At 62.2% G+C, this 18,393-nt stretch carries 14 protein-coding genes; 2 read left to right on the top strand and 12 right to left on the bottom strand.

The window, feature by feature from the left end; all coding sequences use genetic code 11:
* Positions 1-49 precede the first annotated feature (49 nt).
* A complete protein-coding gene (locus HFO99_RS27260) occupies positions 50-721 on the top strand; it encodes a DsbA family oxidoreductase (protein ID WP_222364768.1) in 672 nt (223 codons plus the stop codon).
* 13 nt (positions 722-734) lie between these two features.
* Here the strand turns inward: HFO99_RS27260 and HFO99_RS27255 are convergent, their stop codons facing one another.
* From HFO99_RS27255 to HFO99_RS27245, 3 genes are all read right to left on the bottom strand, one after another.
* Complete coding sequence (locus HFO99_RS27255; RefSeq protein WP_222364766.1) at positions 735-1,202, bottom strand: OsmC family protein; 468 nt, start codon at positions 1,200-1,202, stop codon at positions 735-737.
* A 65-nt stretch (positions 1,203-1,267) separates the two neighbouring features.
* Complete coding sequence (mfd, locus tag HFO99_RS27250; protein WP_222364764.1) at positions 1,268-4,768, bottom strand: transcription-repair coupling factor; 3,501 nt, start codon at positions 4,766-4,768, stop codon at positions 1,268-1,270.
* Entirely contained in the window at positions 4,765-5,070 is a 306-nt protein-coding gene (locus HFO99_RS27245) for a succinate dehydrogenase assembly factor 2 (RefSeq protein WP_017960426.1), read from the bottom strand. Before HFO99_RS27245 ends, mfd begins: the two co-directional genes overlap by 4 nt.
* A 92-nt stretch (positions 5,071-5,162) precedes the next feature.
* On the opposite strand from HFO99_RS27245, the gene recG reads away from it, so the two are divergent.
* On the top strand, positions 5,163-7,268 hold the full coding sequence (gene recG / locus HFO99_RS27240; protein ID WP_222364839.1) for an ATP-dependent DNA helicase RecG: 2,106 nt from the start codon (positions 5,163-5,165) through the stop codon (positions 7,266-7,268).
* A gap of 80 nt (positions 7,269-7,348) precedes the next feature.
* Here recG and HFO99_RS27235 read toward each other — a convergent pair whose 3' ends face one another.
* The 9 genes from HFO99_RS27235 to HFO99_RS27195 form a co-directional block, all read right to left on the bottom strand.
* Positions 7,349-8,056, bottom strand: a complete 708-nt coding sequence (locus HFO99_RS27235) for a DUF502 domain-containing protein (RefSeq protein WP_162118616.1) — start codon at positions 8,054-8,056, stop codon at positions 7,349-7,351.
* Positions 8,057-8,191: 135 nt separating this feature from the next.
* Positions 8,192-10,018, bottom strand: a complete 1,827-nt coding sequence (gene glmS, locus HFO99_RS27230) for a glutamine--fructose-6-phosphate transaminase (isomerizing) (RefSeq protein WP_222364762.1) — start codon at positions 10,016-10,018, stop codon at positions 8,192-8,194.
* A 108-nt stretch (positions 10,019-10,126) separates the two neighbouring features.
* Positions 10,127-11,488, bottom strand: a complete 1,362-nt coding sequence (gene glmU / locus HFO99_RS27225; RefSeq protein WP_222364760.1) for a bifunctional UDP-N-acetylglucosamine diphosphorylase/glucosamine-1-phosphate N-acetyltransferase GlmU — start codon at positions 11,486-11,488, stop codon at positions 10,127-10,129.
* Positions 11,489-11,652: 164 nt separating this feature from the next.
* Positions 11,653-12,438, bottom strand: coding sequence for a FadR/GntR family transcriptional regulator (locus HFO99_RS27220; protein WP_222253034.1), 786 nt, complete (start codon positions 12,436-12,438; stop codon positions 11,653-11,655).
* Positions 12,439-12,454: 16 nt separating this feature from the next.
* Positions 12,455-13,423 (bottom strand): galactofuranose ABC transporter, permease protein YjfF, encoded by a 969-nt coding sequence (gene yjfF / locus HFO99_RS27215; RefSeq protein WP_222335221.1) that lies wholly within the window; start codon positions 13,421-13,423, stop codon positions 12,455-12,457.
* On the bottom strand, positions 13,420-14,433 hold the full coding sequence (locus tag HFO99_RS27210; protein WP_222364758.1) for an ABC transporter permease: 1,014 nt from the start codon (positions 14,431-14,433) through the stop codon (positions 13,420-13,422). Before HFO99_RS27210 ends, yjfF begins: the two co-directional genes overlap by 4 nt.
* On the bottom strand, positions 14,430-15,953 hold the full coding sequence (gene ytfR, locus HFO99_RS27205) for a galactofuranose ABC transporter, ATP-binding protein YtfR (RefSeq protein WP_222364756.1): 1,524 nt from the start codon (positions 15,951-15,953) through the stop codon (positions 14,430-14,432). The genes HFO99_RS27210 and ytfR overlap by 4 nt, the downstream gene beginning before the upstream one ends.
* Positions 15,954-16,176: 223 nt before the next feature.
* The gene (gene ytfQ / locus HFO99_RS27200; RefSeq protein WP_017964262.1) at positions 16,177-17,139 is read right to left on the bottom strand and encodes a galactofuranose ABC transporter, galactofuranose-binding protein YtfQ; all 963 of its coding nucleotides are present in this window, start codon (positions 17,137-17,139) and stop codon (positions 16,177-16,179) included.
* Positions 17,140-17,285: 146 nt separating this feature from the next.
* Complete coding sequence (locus HFO99_RS27195; RefSeq protein WP_222364754.1) at positions 17,286-18,362, bottom strand: BMP family ABC transporter substrate-binding protein; 1,077 nt, start codon at positions 18,360-18,362, stop codon at positions 17,286-17,288.
* Between the last annotated feature and the right edge of the window lie 31 nt (positions 18,363-18,393).

The following is an 18,393-nucleotide window of genomic DNA, read 5'->3' as shown; positions in this document are numbered from 1 at the left end:
CCGGCTTGAATGTCTCCCTTGGAGACGCATGAAAATAAGGAAAATCATCATGGAGCGTATCACCATCGACGTCGTCTCCGATGTCGTCTGCCCTTGGTGCTATCTCGGCAAGGCGCGGCTGGAACTCGCCATCGCCGAGGTGCAGGACCAAATCGGCGTCGACATCAACTGGCGGCCGTACCGGCTCAATCCCGACTATCCCAAGGAAGGCGTCGACCAGAAGAAGGCGCTGGCGGAGAAGCTCGGCGGCGAGGAGCGCGTGGCGCAGGCGCACAAGATGCTCACCGATTATGGCCGCGAGGTCGGCATTGCCTTCGATTTCGAGGCGATCAAGATCGGCCCGAACACGCTCGACGCACATCGGCTGATCCACTGGGCGATGATCGAAGGCCGCGAGAAGCAGGACAAGGTCGTTGCTGCGCTGTTCAAGGCGAATTTCGAGGAAGGCCGCAATGTCGGCGACCATGCTGTGCTGCTCGATATCGCCGAAAAATCAGGCCTCGACCGCTCGGTCATCGCCTCGCTGCTTGCCTCCGATGCCGACCGCGATCTGATCGTCGCCGAGATCAAGGCGGCCCAGGAGATGGGCGTCAACGGCGTGCCCTTCTTCATCTTTGATCAGCAATATGCCGTCAGCGGAGCGCAAACGCCCGACGTGTTGGCGAACGCGCTGCGCGACATTGCCAAGGCGAAGGCCGAGGCGCGGTCGGGGCTCAACTGACGTCGACGCCCGCTCATCCCAGAACCGGAACGCAGCGCACGTCGGTCTTCACCGAATTGGCGATGAAGCACTCATCGTGCGCGCGATGGTGCAGGGCTTCGAGCTCGCTCAATGAAGGCTGCTTTTCGCCGCTGAAGACGACATGCGGACGGAGCGTCACGACGGTCATGGCAAGGCGGCCCTCGGCATTCTTTTCCATGACGCCCTCAGCGGCATCGGTGTAGCTGTCGACGCAAAAGCGCTGTTTTGCTGCGATCGAAAGGAACCAGAGCATGTGGCAGCTGGAGAGCGAAGCGACGAAAGCCTCTTCCGGATCGACGGCGTCTTCGGCGGAATAGGGCAGCGGGACGACAAGCGCGGAAGAGGACGCCCTCACCTCGATGCCGCCGTCGAAGCTCCAGCGGTGGACACGGCTGTAGCGGTTGTCGTTGAAGGTCTCGCCGTTGCGCTGCCAGGCGATCGTTGCGCCGTATGTTCCCATTCTCAATCTCCCTTTTCCGCGCAATTCCGGACGCAAAACCGCGGCACACTTTTGCTGGAATTGCTCTATTTCGCAAGCTCGGCCAGTTGCGTCATGATAACAGCAGCGCCCTGCAGGCGTTTTTCCGGGGTGGGCAGGTCGCGGGTGAGGAACAGGCTGTGATCGGGGCGGATCTTCGCCATCGTGCCCTGCTTACCGATATAACCGACGAGGTTGGCCGGGTTGGGGAATTCCTTGTTGCGGAACTGCACGACGACGCCCTTCGGGCCGGCATCGAGCTTTTCGACGTTGGCGGTGCGGCAGAGCGACTTGATGTAGACGATCTTCAAGAGATGCTGGACTTCGATCGGCATTGGCCCGAAGCGGTCGATCATCTCAGCGCCGAAGCCGTCGATCTCCTTGAGTTCAGTGATTTCGCCGAGACGTCGGTAGAGCGCCATGCGCAGATGCAGGTCGGGCACGTAGCCTTCCGGGATCATTACGGTCGTGCCGACCGATATCTGCGGCGACCAGCCGGTATCGTGGATCTCGTCGACGCCCTTGACCTCGGCGACCGCCTCTTCCAGCATCTGCTGGTAGAGCTCGAAACCGACCTCCTTGATGTGGCCGGACTGCTCCTCGCCGAGCAGATTGCCGGCGCCGCGGATATCGAGGTCGTGGCTTGCCAGCTGGAAGCCGGCGCCGAGCGTATCCAGCGACTGCAGCACCTTGAGACGGCGTTCGGCGGTGGCCGTCAGCACCTTGTTGACCGGCAGAGTGAAGAGCGCGAAAGCGCGAACCTTCGAGCGACCGACGCGGCCGCGCAGCTGATAGAGCTGGGCGAGGCCGAACATATCGGCGCGATGAACGATCAGCGTGTTGGCTGTGGGCACATCGAGACCGGATTCGACGATAGTTGTGGACAACAGCACGTCGTATCGGCCTTCATAAAAGGCGTTCATGATGTCTTCGAGTTCGCCGGCCGGCATCTGGCCATGGGCGATGGCGACCTTCAGCTCCGGCACATCCGATTGCAGGAAGGCATGCACGTCCTCGAGGTCGGCAAGCCTGGGGCAGACATAGAAGCTCTGGCCGCCGCGATAATGCTCGCGCATCAGCGTCTCGCGGATAACCAGGCTGTCGAAGGGCGAGATGAAGGTGCGCACTGCCATGCGGTCGACCGGCGGGGTGGTGATCAGCGACAGTTCGCGCACGCCGGTCATGGCAAGCTGCAGGGTGCGCGGGATCGGCGTTGCCGACAGCGTCAGCACGTGCACGTCGCTTTTCAGCTCCTTCAGCCGCTCCTTGTGCTTGACGCCGAAATGCTGCTCCTCGTCGATGACGAGCAGGCCGAGATTGGCGAATTTGATGCCGGCGCCGAGCAGCGCATGAGTGCCGACAACGATATCGGTCTTGCCTTCCGCCACTTCCTTCTTGGTCAGCGCCAGCTCCTTGGCGCCGACCAGGCGCGAGGCCTGCTGGATACGCACCGGCAGACCGCGGAAACGCTCGGAAAAGGTCTTGAAATGCTGGCGGGACAGCAGCGTCGTCGGCACGACGATGGCGACCTGGGCACCGTTCATCGCTGCGACGAAGGCGGCGCGCAGCGCTACTTCGGTCTTGCCGAAACCGACGTCGCCGCAGACCAGGCGATCCATCGGCCGGCCGGCGCCGAGATCGGAGCGCACCGCCTCGATGGCGTTTTCCTGGTCCTCGGTCTCGTCATAGGGGAAGCGGGCGGCGAATTCGTCGTAAAGGCCTTCCGGCGTCGTCAGCATCGGCGCATGGCGCGTCAGGCGCTCGGCGGCGATGCGGATCAGCGCATCGGCCATATCGAGCAGGCGCTTCTTGAGCTTGGCCTTGCGCATCTGCCAGGCGCCGCCGCCGAGCTTGTCGAGCTGGGCTTCGGTGCCCTCGCCGCCGTAACGCGAGAGAAGATCGATGTTTTCGACTGGCAGGAAGAGCTTGGCCTCGTCGGCATATTGCAGTTCAAGGCAGGCATGCGGAGCGCCAGCGGCCTCGATGGTCCTCAGCCCGATGAAGCGGCCGATACCGTGTTCGGCGTGGACGACGATCGAGCCTTCGTCGAGGCCCGCGACTTCCGAGATGAAATCGGCGGCGCGCTTGCGGCGCTTGGAGCGGCGCACCATGCGGTCGCCTAATATATCCTGCTCACCGATGACGACGAGGTCGCCGGCCTCAAAGCCGGCTTCGAGACTGAGCACGGCAGCGGCCGCCTCACCTCTCGCCATCGAGCCGACATCCTTCAGCGCCTCGACCGGCTTGACCTTTTCCAGGCCATGCTCGTTCAGCACCTGCAGCAGGCGTTCCAGCGAGCCTTCGGTCCAGGCGGTGACCAGCACTTTCGCGCCGGCAGCGCGGCGGTCGGCAATATGCTTGACGACGACGTCGAAGATGTTGATGCGTTCGGCATCGCCGCCGCCCTCAGCATTTGAACGGGCCCAGCGCTGGCCCTGGCGGGCGTCGACATTGACGACCCGCCGCGCCTCGCCCTCATGCTCGTTGAAGGGGCTGATGCGGATCGCGCCCAGCGCGTCGAGGGTTTTGACGAAAAGCTTGCTGTCGAGATAGAGCTGGCCCGGCGTCACCGGCTTGTAAGGCGTGCCCTGCGTCATCCCCTTGGCTGGCTGGCCGGAGTTCAGGCGGGCGTCGTAATAGTCCAAAACGAGCTTGGAGCGCTCTTCGGCTGCTTCACGCACCGTATGGTCGATGACGATCCGGAAGCCGCTGAGATAATCAAACACGGTATCGAGCTTCTCGTAGAAGAGCGGCAGCCAGTGCTCCATGCCGGGATAACGGCGGCCTTCGGAGACGGCGAGATAGAGCGCGTCGTCGCGTGTGGTCGCGCCGAATGCGGAGAGGTAATTCTTGCGGAAGCGGCTGATCGTATCGGGCGTCAGCGTCACTTCGCTCATCGGATTGAGATCGAGGGAGCGCACCTGCCCGATCGTGCGCTGGCTGGCCGGATCGAAGCTGCGGATGCTCTCCAGCGTATCACCGAAGAAATCCAGGCGGACCGGCTCTTCGGAACCCGGCACGAAGACGTCGAGAATACCGCCGCGCACGGCAAATTCGCCGACTTCGCGAACGGTGGCGACCCGCTCGAAGCCATTGCGTTCCAGACGACCGGCGAGATCGTCCATGCGCAGCTGGTTGCCTGGACGGGCCGAAAAGCTCAGGCTTTCGATGACATCCTGCGGCGCTACCTTCTGCAGCATGGCATTGGCGGTGACGAGCACGATTGCCGCATGCGGCTTCTTGCGATGGGCGATGAGGCCGCCGAGCGCAGCCAGCCGGCGCGCCGAGGTATCGGCGCTCGGCGAGACGCGGTCATAGGGCAGACAGTCCCAGGCGGGCAGGGTGAGGACCGGAATGTCGGGGGCGACGAAGCCCAGCATCTGTTCGAGATCGGCCATGCGATGGCCGTCGGACATGACATAGGCGACCGGCTCTCCCGTTCGGGCGAGCTCGGCGAGCAGCAGCGTTTCAAGACCTGCCGGCACATTGCCGATCGTCAGCGGCTCGGCAATGGCCGCAAGCTTCTTCGCATCGAAACCAGGGATCATTCCGGCGTCCTGAGGGGCTTGTCAAAATCGGGCTTGTAGGCGGCGATGCGGGCAAACATCGGTGTCTGGAAACGCTCTGGCACGGGCCATGTTCCCATGATCCAGCGGACGAGATCATTGTCCTCTTCCGCCATGATCGTCTCGAACTCGTCGAGCTCGGCTTCCGACAGTGTCGCGACTTCGGCTTCGGCGAACTGGCCGAAGACCAGATCCATCTCGCGGATGCCGCGGTGCCAGCAGCGGAAAAGGATCCGGCGGCGGCGCGGGTCGAGACCGGCACTGGTGAGCGTGACACCTGTCATGGCATTACCTTCCTGTTGATGCGCCTCTATAGACCCTGGAAAGCGGCTTGTCAGCCTTGCCAAGGCCGCATTGTTCATCGCATTTTGCCCGCATGCGCCCCGCCATTCTCGATCCTCTGTTTTCCCCTATTTCGGGCCTTCCGGGCGTCGGACCGAAGATCGCCGACCTGCTGGTCAAGCTGCTCGGGCGCGAGACGCTGGACGATTGCCGGGTCATCGATCTGCTCTTCCACGCGCCGTTCTCGCTGATCGACCGGCGCAACCAGCCGGGCATCGCCCGCGCGCCGCAGGGTGCGATCGTAACGATCACGGCGCGCGTCGACCGGCACCAGGTGCCGCCGCGCGGCAAAAGCAATATCCCCTACCGCGTTTTCCTGCATGACGAGACCGGCGAGCTGACGCTGGTCTTCTTCCGCGGACAGGCGGCGTGGTTGGAAAAGCAGCTGCCCGTTGACGCGGAGGTGACCGTCAGCGGCAAGATCGACTGGTTCAACGGCCGCGCCTCGATGGTGCATCCCGACTATATCGTCAGGGCCGACGAGACGGAGAGCCTGCCGCTCGTCGAGCCGATCTACCCGCTGACGGCAGGACTTTCACCGAAGACGCTGCGCAAGATCATCGACGCCGGCCTGCCGCGTTTTCCCGAGCTGCCGGAATGGATCGACCTGGCGCTGACTGAGAAACAGGCCCTGCCGTCGATCCGCGACAGCTTCCACATGCTGCACGAGCCGCGTGATCCTGGGGATATCGACCCGCAGGCCCCTGCCCGGCGGCGGCTTGCCTATGACGAGTTCCTCGCCGGCCAGCTGTCGCTGAGCCTGGTGCGGCAGAGACTGCGCAAGGTGGCGGGCCAGCCGGTGCATGCCACCGGCGCCATCAGCAGCAAGATCCTGAAGACCTTGCCCTTCTCGCTCACATCAAGCCAGAACGAGGCGATCGCCGAAGTTTTGAAGGATATGGCCGGCAGCGAACGCATGCTGCGGCTGTTGCAGGGCGATGTCGGTTCCGGCAAGACGCTGGTGGCGCTGATGGCGATGGCGGCGGTGATCGAGAGCGGCGGCCAGGCCGTGCTGATGGCGCCGACCGAAATTCTGGCGCGCCAGCACCACGCAACGATCTCGAAATTCGCCGCCTCTGCCGGGCTCGGCATCGAGGTGTTGACCGGGCGCACCAAGGGACGCGAGAGGGAGGAGATCCTGGAGCGCATCGCCTCGGGTGCTGCCCAGATCATCATCGGCACGCATGCGCTGTTCCAGGACAGCGTCGCCTACGCCAATCTGATGCTTGCCGTCGTCGACGAGCAGCACCGTTTCGGCGTGCATCAGCGCCTGCGGCTGACCGCCAAGGGCCTCTCGCCGCACATGCTGGTCATGACGGCGACGCCGATCCCGCGCACGCTGGTGCTCGCCGCCTTCGGCGACATGGACGTCTCCAAGCTGACCGAAAAACCGGCCGGCCGCAAGCCGATCCAGACGATCACCGTGCCGATGGAGCGGACCGGCGAAATCGTCGGCCGGCTGCAAAGCGCGATTGCGGAGGGCAAGAAGGCCTACTGGATCTGCCCGCTGGTCGAGGAGTCCGAAGAGCTCGACCTGATGTCGGCCGAGGAGCGGCATGCGACGCTGGTCTCAGCGCTTGGCCCTGATGTCGGCCTCATCCACGGCCGCATGAGCGGACCGGAGAAGGACGCGGCGATGATCGCGTTCAAGAACGGCGAGACCCGGCTGCTCGTCGCCACCACCGTCGTCGAGGTCGGTGTCGACGTGCCGGATGCGACGATCATGGTGATCGAACATGCCGAACGCTTCGGCCTGGCGCAATTGCATCAGCTGCGCGGCCGCGTCGGGCGCGGCGACGAGGCTTCGACCTGCATCCTGCTCTATAAAGGACCGCTCGGCGAAACCGGCCATGCCAGGCTTTCGATCATGCGAGAGACGGAGGACGGCTTCCGCATCGCCGAGGAGGACCTGAAGCTGCGCGGTGAAGGCGAATTGCTCGGCACACGGCAATCCGGCACGCCGGGTTTCCGCATCGCCAGCCTCGAGGCGCATGCCGACCTGCTGGAGATCGCCCGCAAGGATGCGGCTTACCTCATCGAGCGCGATCCGGAATTGACCACCGAGAGAGGCACGGCGATCCGCACCCTGCTCTATCTTTTCCGCCGCGACGAGGCGATCCGTTTTCTTAGAGCGGGATAAAGCGCGCCGCGGCGCGCTTTAAGTTTCCCTCCATGCATATCGTTATCCCAAAACCGCTGAAGACTTTTGGGCGACATGCATCATTCGGCCTTGGAAACTGCCACCGGCTTCGGCCGCGGCAAGTGCTTCTGCTTCGGCTCCGGCTGGGGGATTTCGGGAGCCACGAGACCGCCCGAAATCAGGAACTTGGCGGCATCCTCCGGCGACATGTCGAGCACGACGATCTTCTCACGCGGAACGAAGACGAGGAAACCAGCCGTCGGCACCGGCGTTGGCGGCAGGAAGACCGCGACCATATCCTGGCCCATCGCATTGAACTTCGAAGCGATTTCGCCCTTGGCGTCGGTGGCGACGAAAACCAGGGCCCAGAGTCCGGGACTTGGATATTCGATGAGTCCGACTTTCTTGAAGGAGTTCGACTGCTCCTTCAGCACGGTTTCGAAAATCTGCTTCACGCTTCTGTAGATCGTCCGTACCAGCGGCATGCGCTGGACGACGGATTCGCCGAAACCGACGATGCTCTGGCCGATGAGGTTCTTGCCGAGGAAGCCGACGACGGTGATCAGGATAACGGCGGTCAGCAGGCCGAAACCGGGAATGGCAAAATTGAGATAGCTTTCCGGATTCCAGCGCGCCGGAATATAGGGCCTGACCCAGCTGTCCGACCAGTGGATGAAGGTCCAGGTCAGCCAGATGGTGATCGCGATCGGAGCGCAGATGATCAAACCTGCGAGAAAATTATTCCTCAGCCGGGTCGCGACCGGCATTCTGGGGGCGTTGTCGGCCATCGTTTTCTGATGAACTCCATCTCAGTCCTGGACGGGCCGGTACGCCGGTCCTTCCCCCTTGTCCGCAGACCAAAACTGCCAGAATTCGGGGCGTCGCACAATATGTTTCGGCGGCACGGTCCCGGTGTTACAGGCTTATTCCACGGTCACGGATTTCGCCAGGTTGCGCGGCTGGTCGACATCGGTGCCCATGAAGACGGCGGTGTGATAGGCGAGCAATTGGATCGGCAGCGAGAAGATCATCGGAGCGATGATTTCGTCGACGACAGGCAGGGTGATTGTCGCCATGGTCGGCAGTTTCGAGGCAGCCGCACCGGCCTCGTCGGTGATGAAGATGATGCGGCCGCCGCGGGCTGCAACCTCCTGCATGTTCGAGACGGTTTTTTCGAAGAAGCGGTCGTAGGGGGCGATGACGATGACAGGCATGTTCTCGTCGATTAGCGCGATCGGCCCATGCTTCAATTCACCGGCGGCGTAACCTTCGGCGTGGATATAGGAAATTTCCTTGAGCTTCAGCGCGCCTTCCATGGCGAGCGGGAAGCTGGTGCCGCGGCCGAGATAGAGCACGTCCTTGCACTTCGACAATTCGCGCGACAAGCTTTCCATCTGCGGCTGGATGAGGTTCAGCACGCGGCTCATGATGCGCGGCATTTCGGCGAGATGGCGCACCAGTGCCCTCTCCTCGTCGGCACTCACCGTGCCGCGCGCCTTGCCGGCGCCGATCGCCAGCGCCGCCAGCACGGCAAGCTGGCAGGTGAAGGCCTTGGTCGAGGCAACGCCGATTTCGGGGCCGGCCATGATCGGGAAGACAGCGTCGGATTCACGCGCGATCGTCGATTCGCGGACATTGACGACTGCGCCGATCTTCAAGCCGTTGTCGCGGCAATAGCGCAAGCATGCCAGCGTATCGGCGGTCTCGCCGGACTGCGAGATGAAGAGCGCAGCCTGCGACGGCGACAGCGGCATTTCGCGGTAGCGGAATTCGGAAGCGACGTCGATCTCGACCGGCAGGCGGGCATAACGCTCAAACCAGTATTTGCCGACGAGGCCGGCGAGATAGGCAGTGCCGCAGGCAGAGATGGCAAGGCCGGTCGCCGCCTTGAAGTCGATCGCGGCGGCGTTGGCGCCAATCGTGTTCTCGGCGAAATCGACATAGTGGCTGAGCGCGTGAGAGATCACCTCCGGCTGCTCGTAGATTTCCTTCTCCATGAAGTGGCGGTGGTTGCCCTTGTCGACAACATAGGCGGTCGCCTGCGAGATCTGCCGGGCGCGGTTGACCGGCTTGCCGGCGAAATCCAGCACCGAGACACCGTCGCGGGTGAGGACAGCGCAATCACCGTCGACCAGATAGGTGATCTCGTTGGTGAAGGGCGAGAGCGCGATCGCATCCGAGCCGAGGAACATCTCGCCGCGGCCGTAGCCGACGGCAAGCGGCGGGCCGGAACGGGCGGCCATGATCGTGCCGGGATCGGCCTTGAGCATGATGGCCAACGCATAGGCGCCGGTTACCCGGTTCAGCATCTTCAGCATGGCGGCGCGCGGCTCCAGGCCTTCGCGCAGGTATTTCGCCATCAGATGGGCGACCACCTCGGTGTCGGTCTGGGTTTGGAAAGCCGACCCCTCTTCAGTCAGTTCGTCGCGAAGCTCGGAGAAATTCTCGATGATGCCGTTATGGACGACGGCGACGCCTTCGACGAAATGCGGATGGGCATTGGTTTCGTTCGGAACGCCGTGGGTCGCCCAGCGCGTGTGGGCGATGCCGACGGTGCCGGGCAGCGGTTCGCTGTCGAGGCACTTTTCCAGATTGAACAGCTTGCCCTCGGCGCGGCGGCGATCCATCACGCCGTCATGAATGGTGGCGACACCGGCGGAATCGTAACCGCGATATTCGAGACGCTTCAGCGCATCGACCAGGCGCCCGGCAACAGGCGCAGTTCCGACGATCCCCACAATCCCACACATGCAACATCCCCACTAGACCTCAACAATGAGGCCAGTCCTAACGATTCCTGCTTATTTCTCAATCACCTCGGCGGTCACTTTCAATTTCCGCCGGTTACGCAAGGCCGGTCAGGCTTTCGCCTTCTTCGCCGCCTTGATGGCGAGCGCACGCTCACGCAGCAGCGTCGCACGGCCGGGCTTGATCTCCTGCCGGGCGCGGCCGAGCGCCAGCGCGTCGGCCGGCACATTGATGGTGATGACGCTGCCGGAGGCGATATAGGCGCCGTCGCCGATCGTCACCGGCGCGACCAGCGAGGAATTGGAACCGATGAAGGCGTTTTTGCCGATCACCGTCTCGCTCTTGTTGACGCCGTCATAGTTGCAGGTGATCGTGCCGGCGCCGATATTGCTGCCGGCACCGATGACGGCATCGCCGATATAGGTGAGGTGGTTGACCTTGGCGCCCTCGCCCAGCCGGCCGTTCTTGACTTCGCAGAAATTGCCGACTTTGGCGCCGCTGGCGAGATCGGCACCCGGCCGCAGCCGCGCGAAGGGACCGACGGTCGCGCCCTGGCTGACATGGGCGCCTTCGATATGTGAGAAAGCATGAATGACGGCGCCGCTGTCGATCACAGCACCTGGACCGAAGACGACGTTCGGCTCGATCAGCGCATCCTGACCGATGACGGTATCGTAGGAGAGAAAGACCGTTTCCGGCGCGATCATGGTGACGCCTGAAAGCATCATCTGGTGGCGGCGGCGCTCCTGCCAGAAGCGCTCGATGACGGCGAGTTCGGCACGGGTGTTGCAGCCGGTCATCTCGATCTCGGGCGCATCGACAGCGGTGACGCGTCCGCCGAGCGAACGGGCGATCTCGACGAGATCGGTCAGATAGAATTCTCCCTTGGCATTGGCATTGCCGATACGCGTGAGCAGATCGAGCGCCTTGCTGCCATTGATCGCCATCAGCCCGCTGTTGCACCAGGTGACGGTGCGCTCGGCATCGGTCGCATCCTTCTCCTCGCGGATGGCGATGAGTTCGCCATCCTTGACGAGCAGGCGGCCGTAGCCGGTCGGGCGGTCGGTGTGGAAGCCGATGACGACGACATCGCTGCCATCGGCAAGGCCCTGGCGGGCGGCCTTGAGCGGTGCGTCGGTCTGCAGCGGCACATCGCCATAGGTGATGAGGATATCGTCGTAACCCTTGGCGATCGCTTCGCGCGCTGCCAGCACCGCATGGCCGGTGCCGCGGCGTTCCTTCTGCAGGCAGGACTCGATGCCGACGCCGGCGACGCTTGCCGCCTTTGCCACGTCCTCGGCGTCACGGCCGACAACCAGGGCGACGGACGAGATGCCGGCGGAGGCGACCGCCTCGACCACGTGGGCGATCATCGGCCGTCCGGCGACCGGATGCAGCACCTTTGATTTCGAGGATTTCATCCGCGTGCTGTCACCGGCGGCAAGGATGACGGCAAGACAAGTGCGTTCCATGATTTGCTCCGCGAATCCGCGCCACGAGGCGGCTTTATCGCCTCATACTGCATAATTCCCTAAATCGGAATCGATTTGAGGATAAATTATGCTGCCATTCAAAGTGCTGCAGCGTCCTTCGCGGCTCCCGAAAAGACGCGCGGCGCTGCAGATAGGCAAAGCCTTCACGAAGGTGAAATTGCAGCCGAAATCGGCCCTGTGACGGCGTCGGAACCGCGGGCCACGAAGGCTTCGTGCACATGATGGCGGCCGTCCAGGATGACGTCCTCCATCGCGCGGCGCGCAGCACTGCTATCGCCGGACACGATCGCATCGACGATGCGCATATGGGTGTCGGCGATATTGGCGAAGCCGTTTTCGGTTGGCGGCGTGCTCATCCGGAACATGCCGACGAGGGCTGCTTCGATGAGGCTGCCCAGTGTCCGCATGAAGGGATTATGCGAGGCTTCGGCGATCGCCAAGTGAAAACGAAGGTCGGCGAGTGCCAGGCTGTCGGCCGTATGACCAGGCGCCGCCATCTCCAGCGCCAGCCCGCGCAGCATCTCGATATCCTCGGCATTCGCCCGCTCGGCGACGAGACCAGCGGCGAAGGGTTCGAAGGCGAGACGAATATCGTAGAGCTGCAGCAGAAACTCTTCCGTCACGCCGTTGTCGAAGTGCCAGGCGATGATCTCGCTGTCGAACATGTTCCAGAGATTCTTCTCGGTCACACGCGTGCCGACCCGCGCCTTGGCGACGACCATGCCCTTGGCGGCAAGCGTCTTCATCGTCTCACGCAAGACGGTGCGGGACACTTTGAAACGCTGCGCCAGTTCCGTATCGCCCGGCAGGATCGATCCAACGGGATAGGTGCCGGCGACGATCGCCTTGCCAAGCTCGTCGACGACCTGGGCGTGGCTCGTCCGGGTTCTGCGCCCCGTCTTGCGTGTCTCGTCCAATTTGTAGCGCAAGCGATCCGTCTCCCCCTCAGGCGTACCTCTTGTTCAGACTGGAAACGAACAGGATGGCTTTCTGCATCAGGATGAATGCAAACAGCAGAAGGCCAATCAGGATCTTGGTCCACCAGCTCGACAGCGTGCCGTCAAAGGTGATGTAGGTCTGAATGAGCCCCTGGATCAGGATACCGATCAAGGTTCCCGCCACGAATCCCGCTCCTCCGGTCAGCAGCGTCCCTCCGATGACGACCGCCGCGATAGCATCGAGTTCGACGCCGACTGCTGCAAGAGAATATCCGGCAGAGGTGTACAGCGAAAAAACGATCCCGGATAGGCCTGCAAGAAATCCGGACAGCGCATAGATCTGGATTGTCGTGCGGCCAACCGGCACGCCCATCAGCCGCGCGGTCTGCGCGCCGCCGCCGAGTGCATAGACGTTGGTGCCGAAGCGGGTGCGCTGGGCGATGAAGATGCCGACAGCAAAGACCAGAAGCATGACACCGCCGATCAGCGTCAGCCGCCCGCCGCCGGGCAGACGCCAATAGAGGCTCGTCAACGTCGAATAGTATTCGTGATCGATCGGGATGCTGTCGATCGAGAGCACGAAAGCCATGCCGCGCGCCAGGAACATGCCGGCGAGCGTGACGATGAAGGCCGGCATTTCGAGATAGTGAATGATTGCGCCCATGATGGCGCCGAAGGCGGTGGTGATGACGAGCACGATTGTAAAGGCAAGCAGCGGATGGATCGAGGTGTTCTGCAGGATGATCGCCAGGAAGACGCCGGTGAAGGCAATGACCGATCCGATCGACAGATCGATACCGCCGGAGATGATGACGAAGGTCATGCCGACGGCGGCGATGCCGAGAAAGGCATTGTCGGTCAGAAGATTGCCGATGACGCGGGTCGACAGCATGTTCGGATATTGCAGCGTGCAGCCGGCATAGGCGAGCACGAAGATGACGACGGTCGCCAGCAGCGGCAGGTATTTGGAGTTCATTTCGGCTGCTCCCTTCCGCTCTGCCGGCGGCTGGCGAAGATGGCGAGCGATTGCACCGCCGGCGACTGGATGACGAGGATGACGATAATGATGACAGCCTTGATGATCAGGTTGAATTCAGGCGGGAAGCCGGAAGACAGGATGCCGGTATTCACAGCCTGGATGATCATTGCGCCGATCAGCGATCCGAGAATGCTGAAGCGGCCGCCGAGCAGCGAATTGCCGCCGACGACGACGGCGAGGATGGCGTCGAGTTCCAGCCAGAGACCGGCATTGTTGGCATCGGCGCCCTTGATGTCGGCGGCGACGATGATGCCCGCGATCGAGGCGCAGAGACCGCTCAGCATGTAGACGGCCATCAACAGCACCGGTGTTTGAATGCCGGATAGTGTGCTGGCGCGGCGATTGATGCCGACGGCCTCGATCAGCATGCCGAGTGCGGTGCGGCGGACGAGCAGGATGACGAGCAGGCCGACGAGAAACCAGATGACGACAGGCATCGGCAGCAGGGCCATGGAACCGCTGCCGAAGAAGGTCAACCCATCATCGTTGAAGGTCAGGATGGCGCCCTCGGTGATCAGCTGGGCGATACCGCGACCGGCGACCATCAGCACCAGCGTGGCGATGATCGGCTGGATATTGAGCACAGCCACCAGGAAACCGTTCCAGACGCCGCAGGCGATGCCGATCACCAATGTCAGGAAAATAGTGTAGACCACTGAATTTCCTGAAACAATCGACGAAGCAGCGACGGCGCCGCAGATAGCCACGACCGCCCCGACAGACAGGTCGATGCCCTTTGTGGCAATGACCAGCGTCATGCCGATCGCTAGCAGCGCCACCGGCGCGCCACGATTCAGCACGTCGATGAGGCTGCCATAGAGGCGCCCGTTTTGAACAACGACATTAAAAAACTGCGGCGACGTTATGAAATTTAACAAAAGAATGACAACGAGCGCGATCAATTGCGGCGCCAGGCGATAGGCCAACGCATTTCGGGAGGACTTCATGCTTCCTCCGTCTTGTGCTCGGCGGCAGCGATGGCATCGACGATGCCGGCGGCGGTGATACGTTCGCCCGTCAATTCGGCGATATGCTGCCGGTCGCGAAGCACGATGACACGTGAGCTATAGGCGACAAGCTCTTCAAGTTCCGATGAAATTACGATCAATGACATGCCTTCGGCGCAGAGCTGTTCGATGAGCCGGATGATCTCGGCATGGGCGCCGACATCGATGCCACGGGTCGGCTCGTCGAGGATGAGAAACTTGGGATTGGTCGCCAGCCAGCGGGCAAGGATCGCCTTCTGCTGGTTGCCGCCGGAGAGCAGCCGGATCGGCTTTTCCCGGTCGGTGGTGCGGATATCGAGCGCCTTGATGTAGCGGTCGGCGAGCGCATTCTGCTCGGCGCGCGACAGCGGCCGGGTCCAGCCGCGGCGCGCCTGCAGCGCAAGCGCGATGTTTTCCCTGATCGACAGATCACCGACGATGCCGTCGGTCTTGCGATCTTCGGGGCAGAAGCCGAAACCCTTTTCGATTGCGGCGCGCGGGCTGGAGAGCGTCACCGGCTGGCCGTTGATCGTGGCGCTGCCGCTGTCGGCGTGTTCAACACCGAAGAGCAGTTCGGCGGTTTCGGTACGGCCGGAGCCGAGCAGTCCGGCAATGCCGACTACCTCGCCGGCGCGTACATCGAGATCGAAGGGCTTGACCTTGCCACGCTTACCGTAGCCTGCGAAGCGGTACCGGACCTCACCGGCGGCAAGGCTATGTTCGCGCACAGTCTCCTCGACATGCGCAAGTTCCCGGCCGAGCATCATGGCGATAAGCCCTTGGCGCGGCAGATCGGCGGCGTCGCGGGTGCCGACGAGCTTGCCGTTGCGCAGCACGGTGATGCGGTCGCTGATCGCATAGACCTGCTCGAGAAAATGGGTGATGAAGACGATGCCCAGGCCGCGCTTCTTCAGGTCTTCGATGATGCGGAAGAGCAGCGCGACCTCCTGGTTGTCGAGACTTGCCGTGGGCTCGTCGAGGATCAGCACCTTGCCTGAGAGATCGACGGCGCGGGCGATGGCAACCACCTGCTGGACGGCGACGGAAAAACGGCCAAGTTCGGCGGTAACGTCGATATCGATGCCGTAGCCGGTGAGCAGATCGCGCGCCTCGCGGTTCATCGCGCGCACGTCGGTCATGCCGAACCGTCTTGGCTGGCGTCCGAGAAAGAGGTTTTCGGCGACGCTTAGATTGGCCAGCAGGTTGACCTCCTGGTAGACCGTGCCGATGCCGAGCTTCTGGGCGGCGAGCGTATTGGCCGGATTGATTTCCTGGCCGTCGAGCGCCAGGCTGCCTTCGTCACGATGATAGGCGCCGGTGATGCACTTGATCAGCGTCGACTTGCCGGCGCCGTTCTCGCCCAGCAATGCGTGCACCTCGCCTCTGCGGAGCGTGAAATCGACCTTATCCAGCGCCACCGCGCCAGGAAAGAATTTCGATATTCCGGAGGCCGCGAGAACGTTCTCGAAATCGTGAGTCATAAGGGTCTGTTTTCCTGATATTGACGGCAAAAGCCGCGCCGCGGCCGGACATGATGTCCCAAGGCGGCGAGGCAGTTCCGCACCGGTCCATGACAGGCCGGTGCGGTTCTACAGCGCCCCTCGTCTTTTCAGACGCACAATCGACGCTGTAGCGCTTTGAATTGCTGCATGATTTATCCCGAAATCGATTCAGACCTCAGGAATTATGCAGTGTCAAATCAGATCAGTAGCCCTGGCCCTTCTTCTCTTCGTAGACCTTCATCGGGTCGTCGGCAGGCGTGTAGAGCTTGGACTCAGTCTGGATCCACTTGGCCGGCGCCTTCTTGTCCTTCAGGTAGGCTTCGAGCGCATCGAAGGCCGGACCTGCCATATTCGGCGTCAGCTCGACCGTGGCATTGGATTCGCCTTCGGACATGGCCTTGAAGATATCGGGCACGGCGTCGATGGAGACGACGAGGATATCCTTGCCGGGCTTCAGGCCAGCTTCCTTGATCGCCTGGATGGCGCCGACGGCCATGTCGTCGTTATGGGCGTAGAGAGCGCAGATATCCTTGCCGCCATTCTCGGCCTTCAGGAAGCTTTCCATGACTTCCTTGCCCTTGGTGCGGGTGAAGTCACCGGTCTGGCTGCGAACGATCTTGAGGTTGTCATGGCCGGCAAGGGCCTCTTCGAAGCCCTTCTTGCGGGCGATGGCCGGCGACGAACCGGTGGTGCCCTGAAGTTCAACGACATTGCACTTCTTGTCGCCGACGGTCTTGACCAGGAAGTCGCCAGCGACCTTGCCTTCATGGACCAGATCTGAGGTAACAGCCGTCAGGTAGAGATCGTCGGGAGCCTTGATGGTGCGGTCGAGAAGGATCACCGGAATCTTGGCTTCCTTGGCTTCCTTGAGAACGTCGTCCCAGCCGGTTTCGACGACCGGAGCAATGAGAATGGCATCGACGCCCTGAGCAATGAAGGAGCGCAAAGCCTTGATCTGGTTTTCCTGCTTCTGCTGCGCATCGGCAAACTTCAGATCGATGCCGCGCTTCTTGGCCTGCTCCTTGGTCACGGTCGTTTCAGCCGCACGCCAGCCCGATTCCGAGCCGATCTGCGAGAAGCCGACGGTGAGGCCGGCGGCTGAAGCCGAACCGAACATGCAGGCAGCCAGAATCGTGGCACTCAAAAGTGCAGTCTTCAATTTCATGATTTCCTCCCAATGCCGCATCTCGCGGCGCAGGGTCAAAAAATCATATAGTATTACTTTTGTAAATCGGAATCTTGGGATGCACTGCAGCAAAAAAAAGAGCGCCCATTAGGGGCGCTCTTCGCATCTGCGAGATGGCTACGGGATTATTTACCCGGCAGCTTATCGTCGACGCCTTCAACATAGAAGTTCATGCCGAGCAGGGTGCCGTCATCGGCCTTCTCGCCGGCCTTCAGCCAGGGCGTTCCGTCCTGCTTGTTGATCGGTCCGGTGAAGGGATGCAGTTCGCCTGACTTGATCTTGGCTTCGGTTTCCTCGGCCATCTTCTTCACGTCATCGGGCATGTTGGTATAGGGCGCCATCTTCAGGATGCCGTCCTTCAGGCCGTCCCAGCTCTGCTCGGACTTCCAGGTGCCGTCCAGAAGAGCGTGAACGCGTTTGGAGTAGTAGGTCCCCCAGGTGTCGATGACTGCCGTCAGCTGAGCCTTCGGGCCTGCTGCGATCATGTCGGAGGCCTGCCCGAAGGCGTGGATGCCGCGTTCTTCGGCAACCTGCATCGGCGCGGTCGTGTCGGTGTGCTGCGTCAAGACGTCGACGCCCTGGTCGACCATCGCCTTGGCGGCGTCGGCTTCCTTGCCGGGGTCGAACCAGGTGTTGACCCAGATGACCTTCAGCTTGAAGCTCGGATCGACCGACTTGGCGCCCTGCTCAAAGGAGTTGATGCCCATGACGACTTCGGGAATCGGGAAGGAGGCGATATAGGCTGCCCCGTGATTCTTCGAGGTTTTCGCGGCGATCTGGCCGAGGATGTAGCGGCCTTCATAGAAGCGGGAATTGTAGGTCGCGAGGTTGGGGCCGATCTTGTAACCGGTGCCATGCTCGAACTTGACCTTCGGGAACTTGGCGGCGACCTTGACCGTCGCATCCATGAAGCCGAAGGACGTCGTGAAGATCAGCTTGCAGCCGGAACGGGCAAGGCGCACGATGGCGCGCTCGGCATCCGGGCCTTCCGGCACGTTTTCGAGGTAAGGCGTGTCGATCTTGTCGCCGAACTCGGCCTGGACCTGCTGGCGGCCGAGATCGTGGGCCTGCGAATAACCGCCGTCAGTATGCGAACCGACGTAGACGAAGCAGACCTTCGTCTTGTCCGCGGCGTGAGCAGCGGAAGAGATGCCGATCATGGCGGCAGCCGAGGCGGCAAGTGTGAATGCTAACTTCTTCATGGGGACCCCTATTGGTTTGAAGTTATTGCGG

The organism is Rhizobium leguminosarum, assembly GCF_019798305.1.
In the GTDB taxonomy this organism is placed as follows: domain Bacteria; phylum Pseudomonadota; class Alphaproteobacteria; order Rhizobiales; family Rhizobiaceae; genus Rhizobium; species Rhizobium leguminosarum_U.
Note: the sequence above shows the minus strand (reverse complement) of the source record. Positions and strands in the feature narration are given on the sequence as shown.

Coding starts and splice junctions, on each gene's coding strand:
- HFO99_RS27260 (WP_222364768.1), top strand. CDS start 50: ATGGAGCGTATCACCATCGACGTCGTCTCCGATGTCGTCTGCCCTTGG.
- HFO99_RS27255 (WP_222364766.1), bottom strand. CDS start 1,202: ATGGGAACATACGGCGCAACGATCGCCTGGCAGCGCAACGGCGAGACC.
- mfd (WP_222364764.1), bottom strand. CDS start 4,768: ATGATCCCTGGTTTCGATGCGAAGAAGCTTGCGGCCATTGCCGAGCCG.
- HFO99_RS27245 (WP_017960426.1), bottom strand. CDS start 5,070: ATGACAGGTGTCACGCTCACCAGTGCCGGTCTCGACCCGCGCCGCCGC.
- recG (WP_222364839.1), top strand. CDS start 5,163: ATGCGCCCCGCCATTCTCGATCCTCTGTTTTCCCCTATTTCGGGCCTT.
- HFO99_RS27235 (WP_162118616.1), bottom strand. CDS start 8,056: ATGGCCGACAACGCCCCCAGAATGCCGGTCGCGACCCGGCTGAGGAAT.
- glmS (WP_222364762.1), bottom strand. CDS start 10,018: ATGTGTGGGATTGTGGGGATCGTCGGAACTGCGCCTGTTGCCGGGCGC.
- glmU (WP_222364760.1), bottom strand. CDS start 11,488: ATGGAACGCACTTGTCTTGCCGTCATCCTTGCCGCCGGTGACAGCACG.
- yjfF (WP_222335221.1), bottom strand. CDS start 13,423: ATGAACTCCAAATACCTGCCGCTGCTGGCGACCGTCGTCATCTTCGTG.
- HFO99_RS27210 (WP_222364758.1), bottom strand. CDS start 14,433: ATGAAGTCCTCCCGAAATGCGTTGGCCTATCGCCTGGCGCCGCAATTG.
- ytfR (WP_222364756.1), bottom strand. CDS start 15,953: ATGACTCACGATTTCGAGAACGTTCTCGCGGCCTCCGGAATATCGAAA.
- ytfQ (WP_017964262.1), bottom strand. CDS start 17,139: ATGAAATTGAAGACTGCACTTTTGAGTGCCACGATTCTGGCTGCCTGC.
- HFO99_RS27195 (WP_222364754.1), bottom strand. CDS start 18,362: ATGAAGAAGTTAGCATTCACACTTGCCGCCTCGGCTGCCGCCATGATC.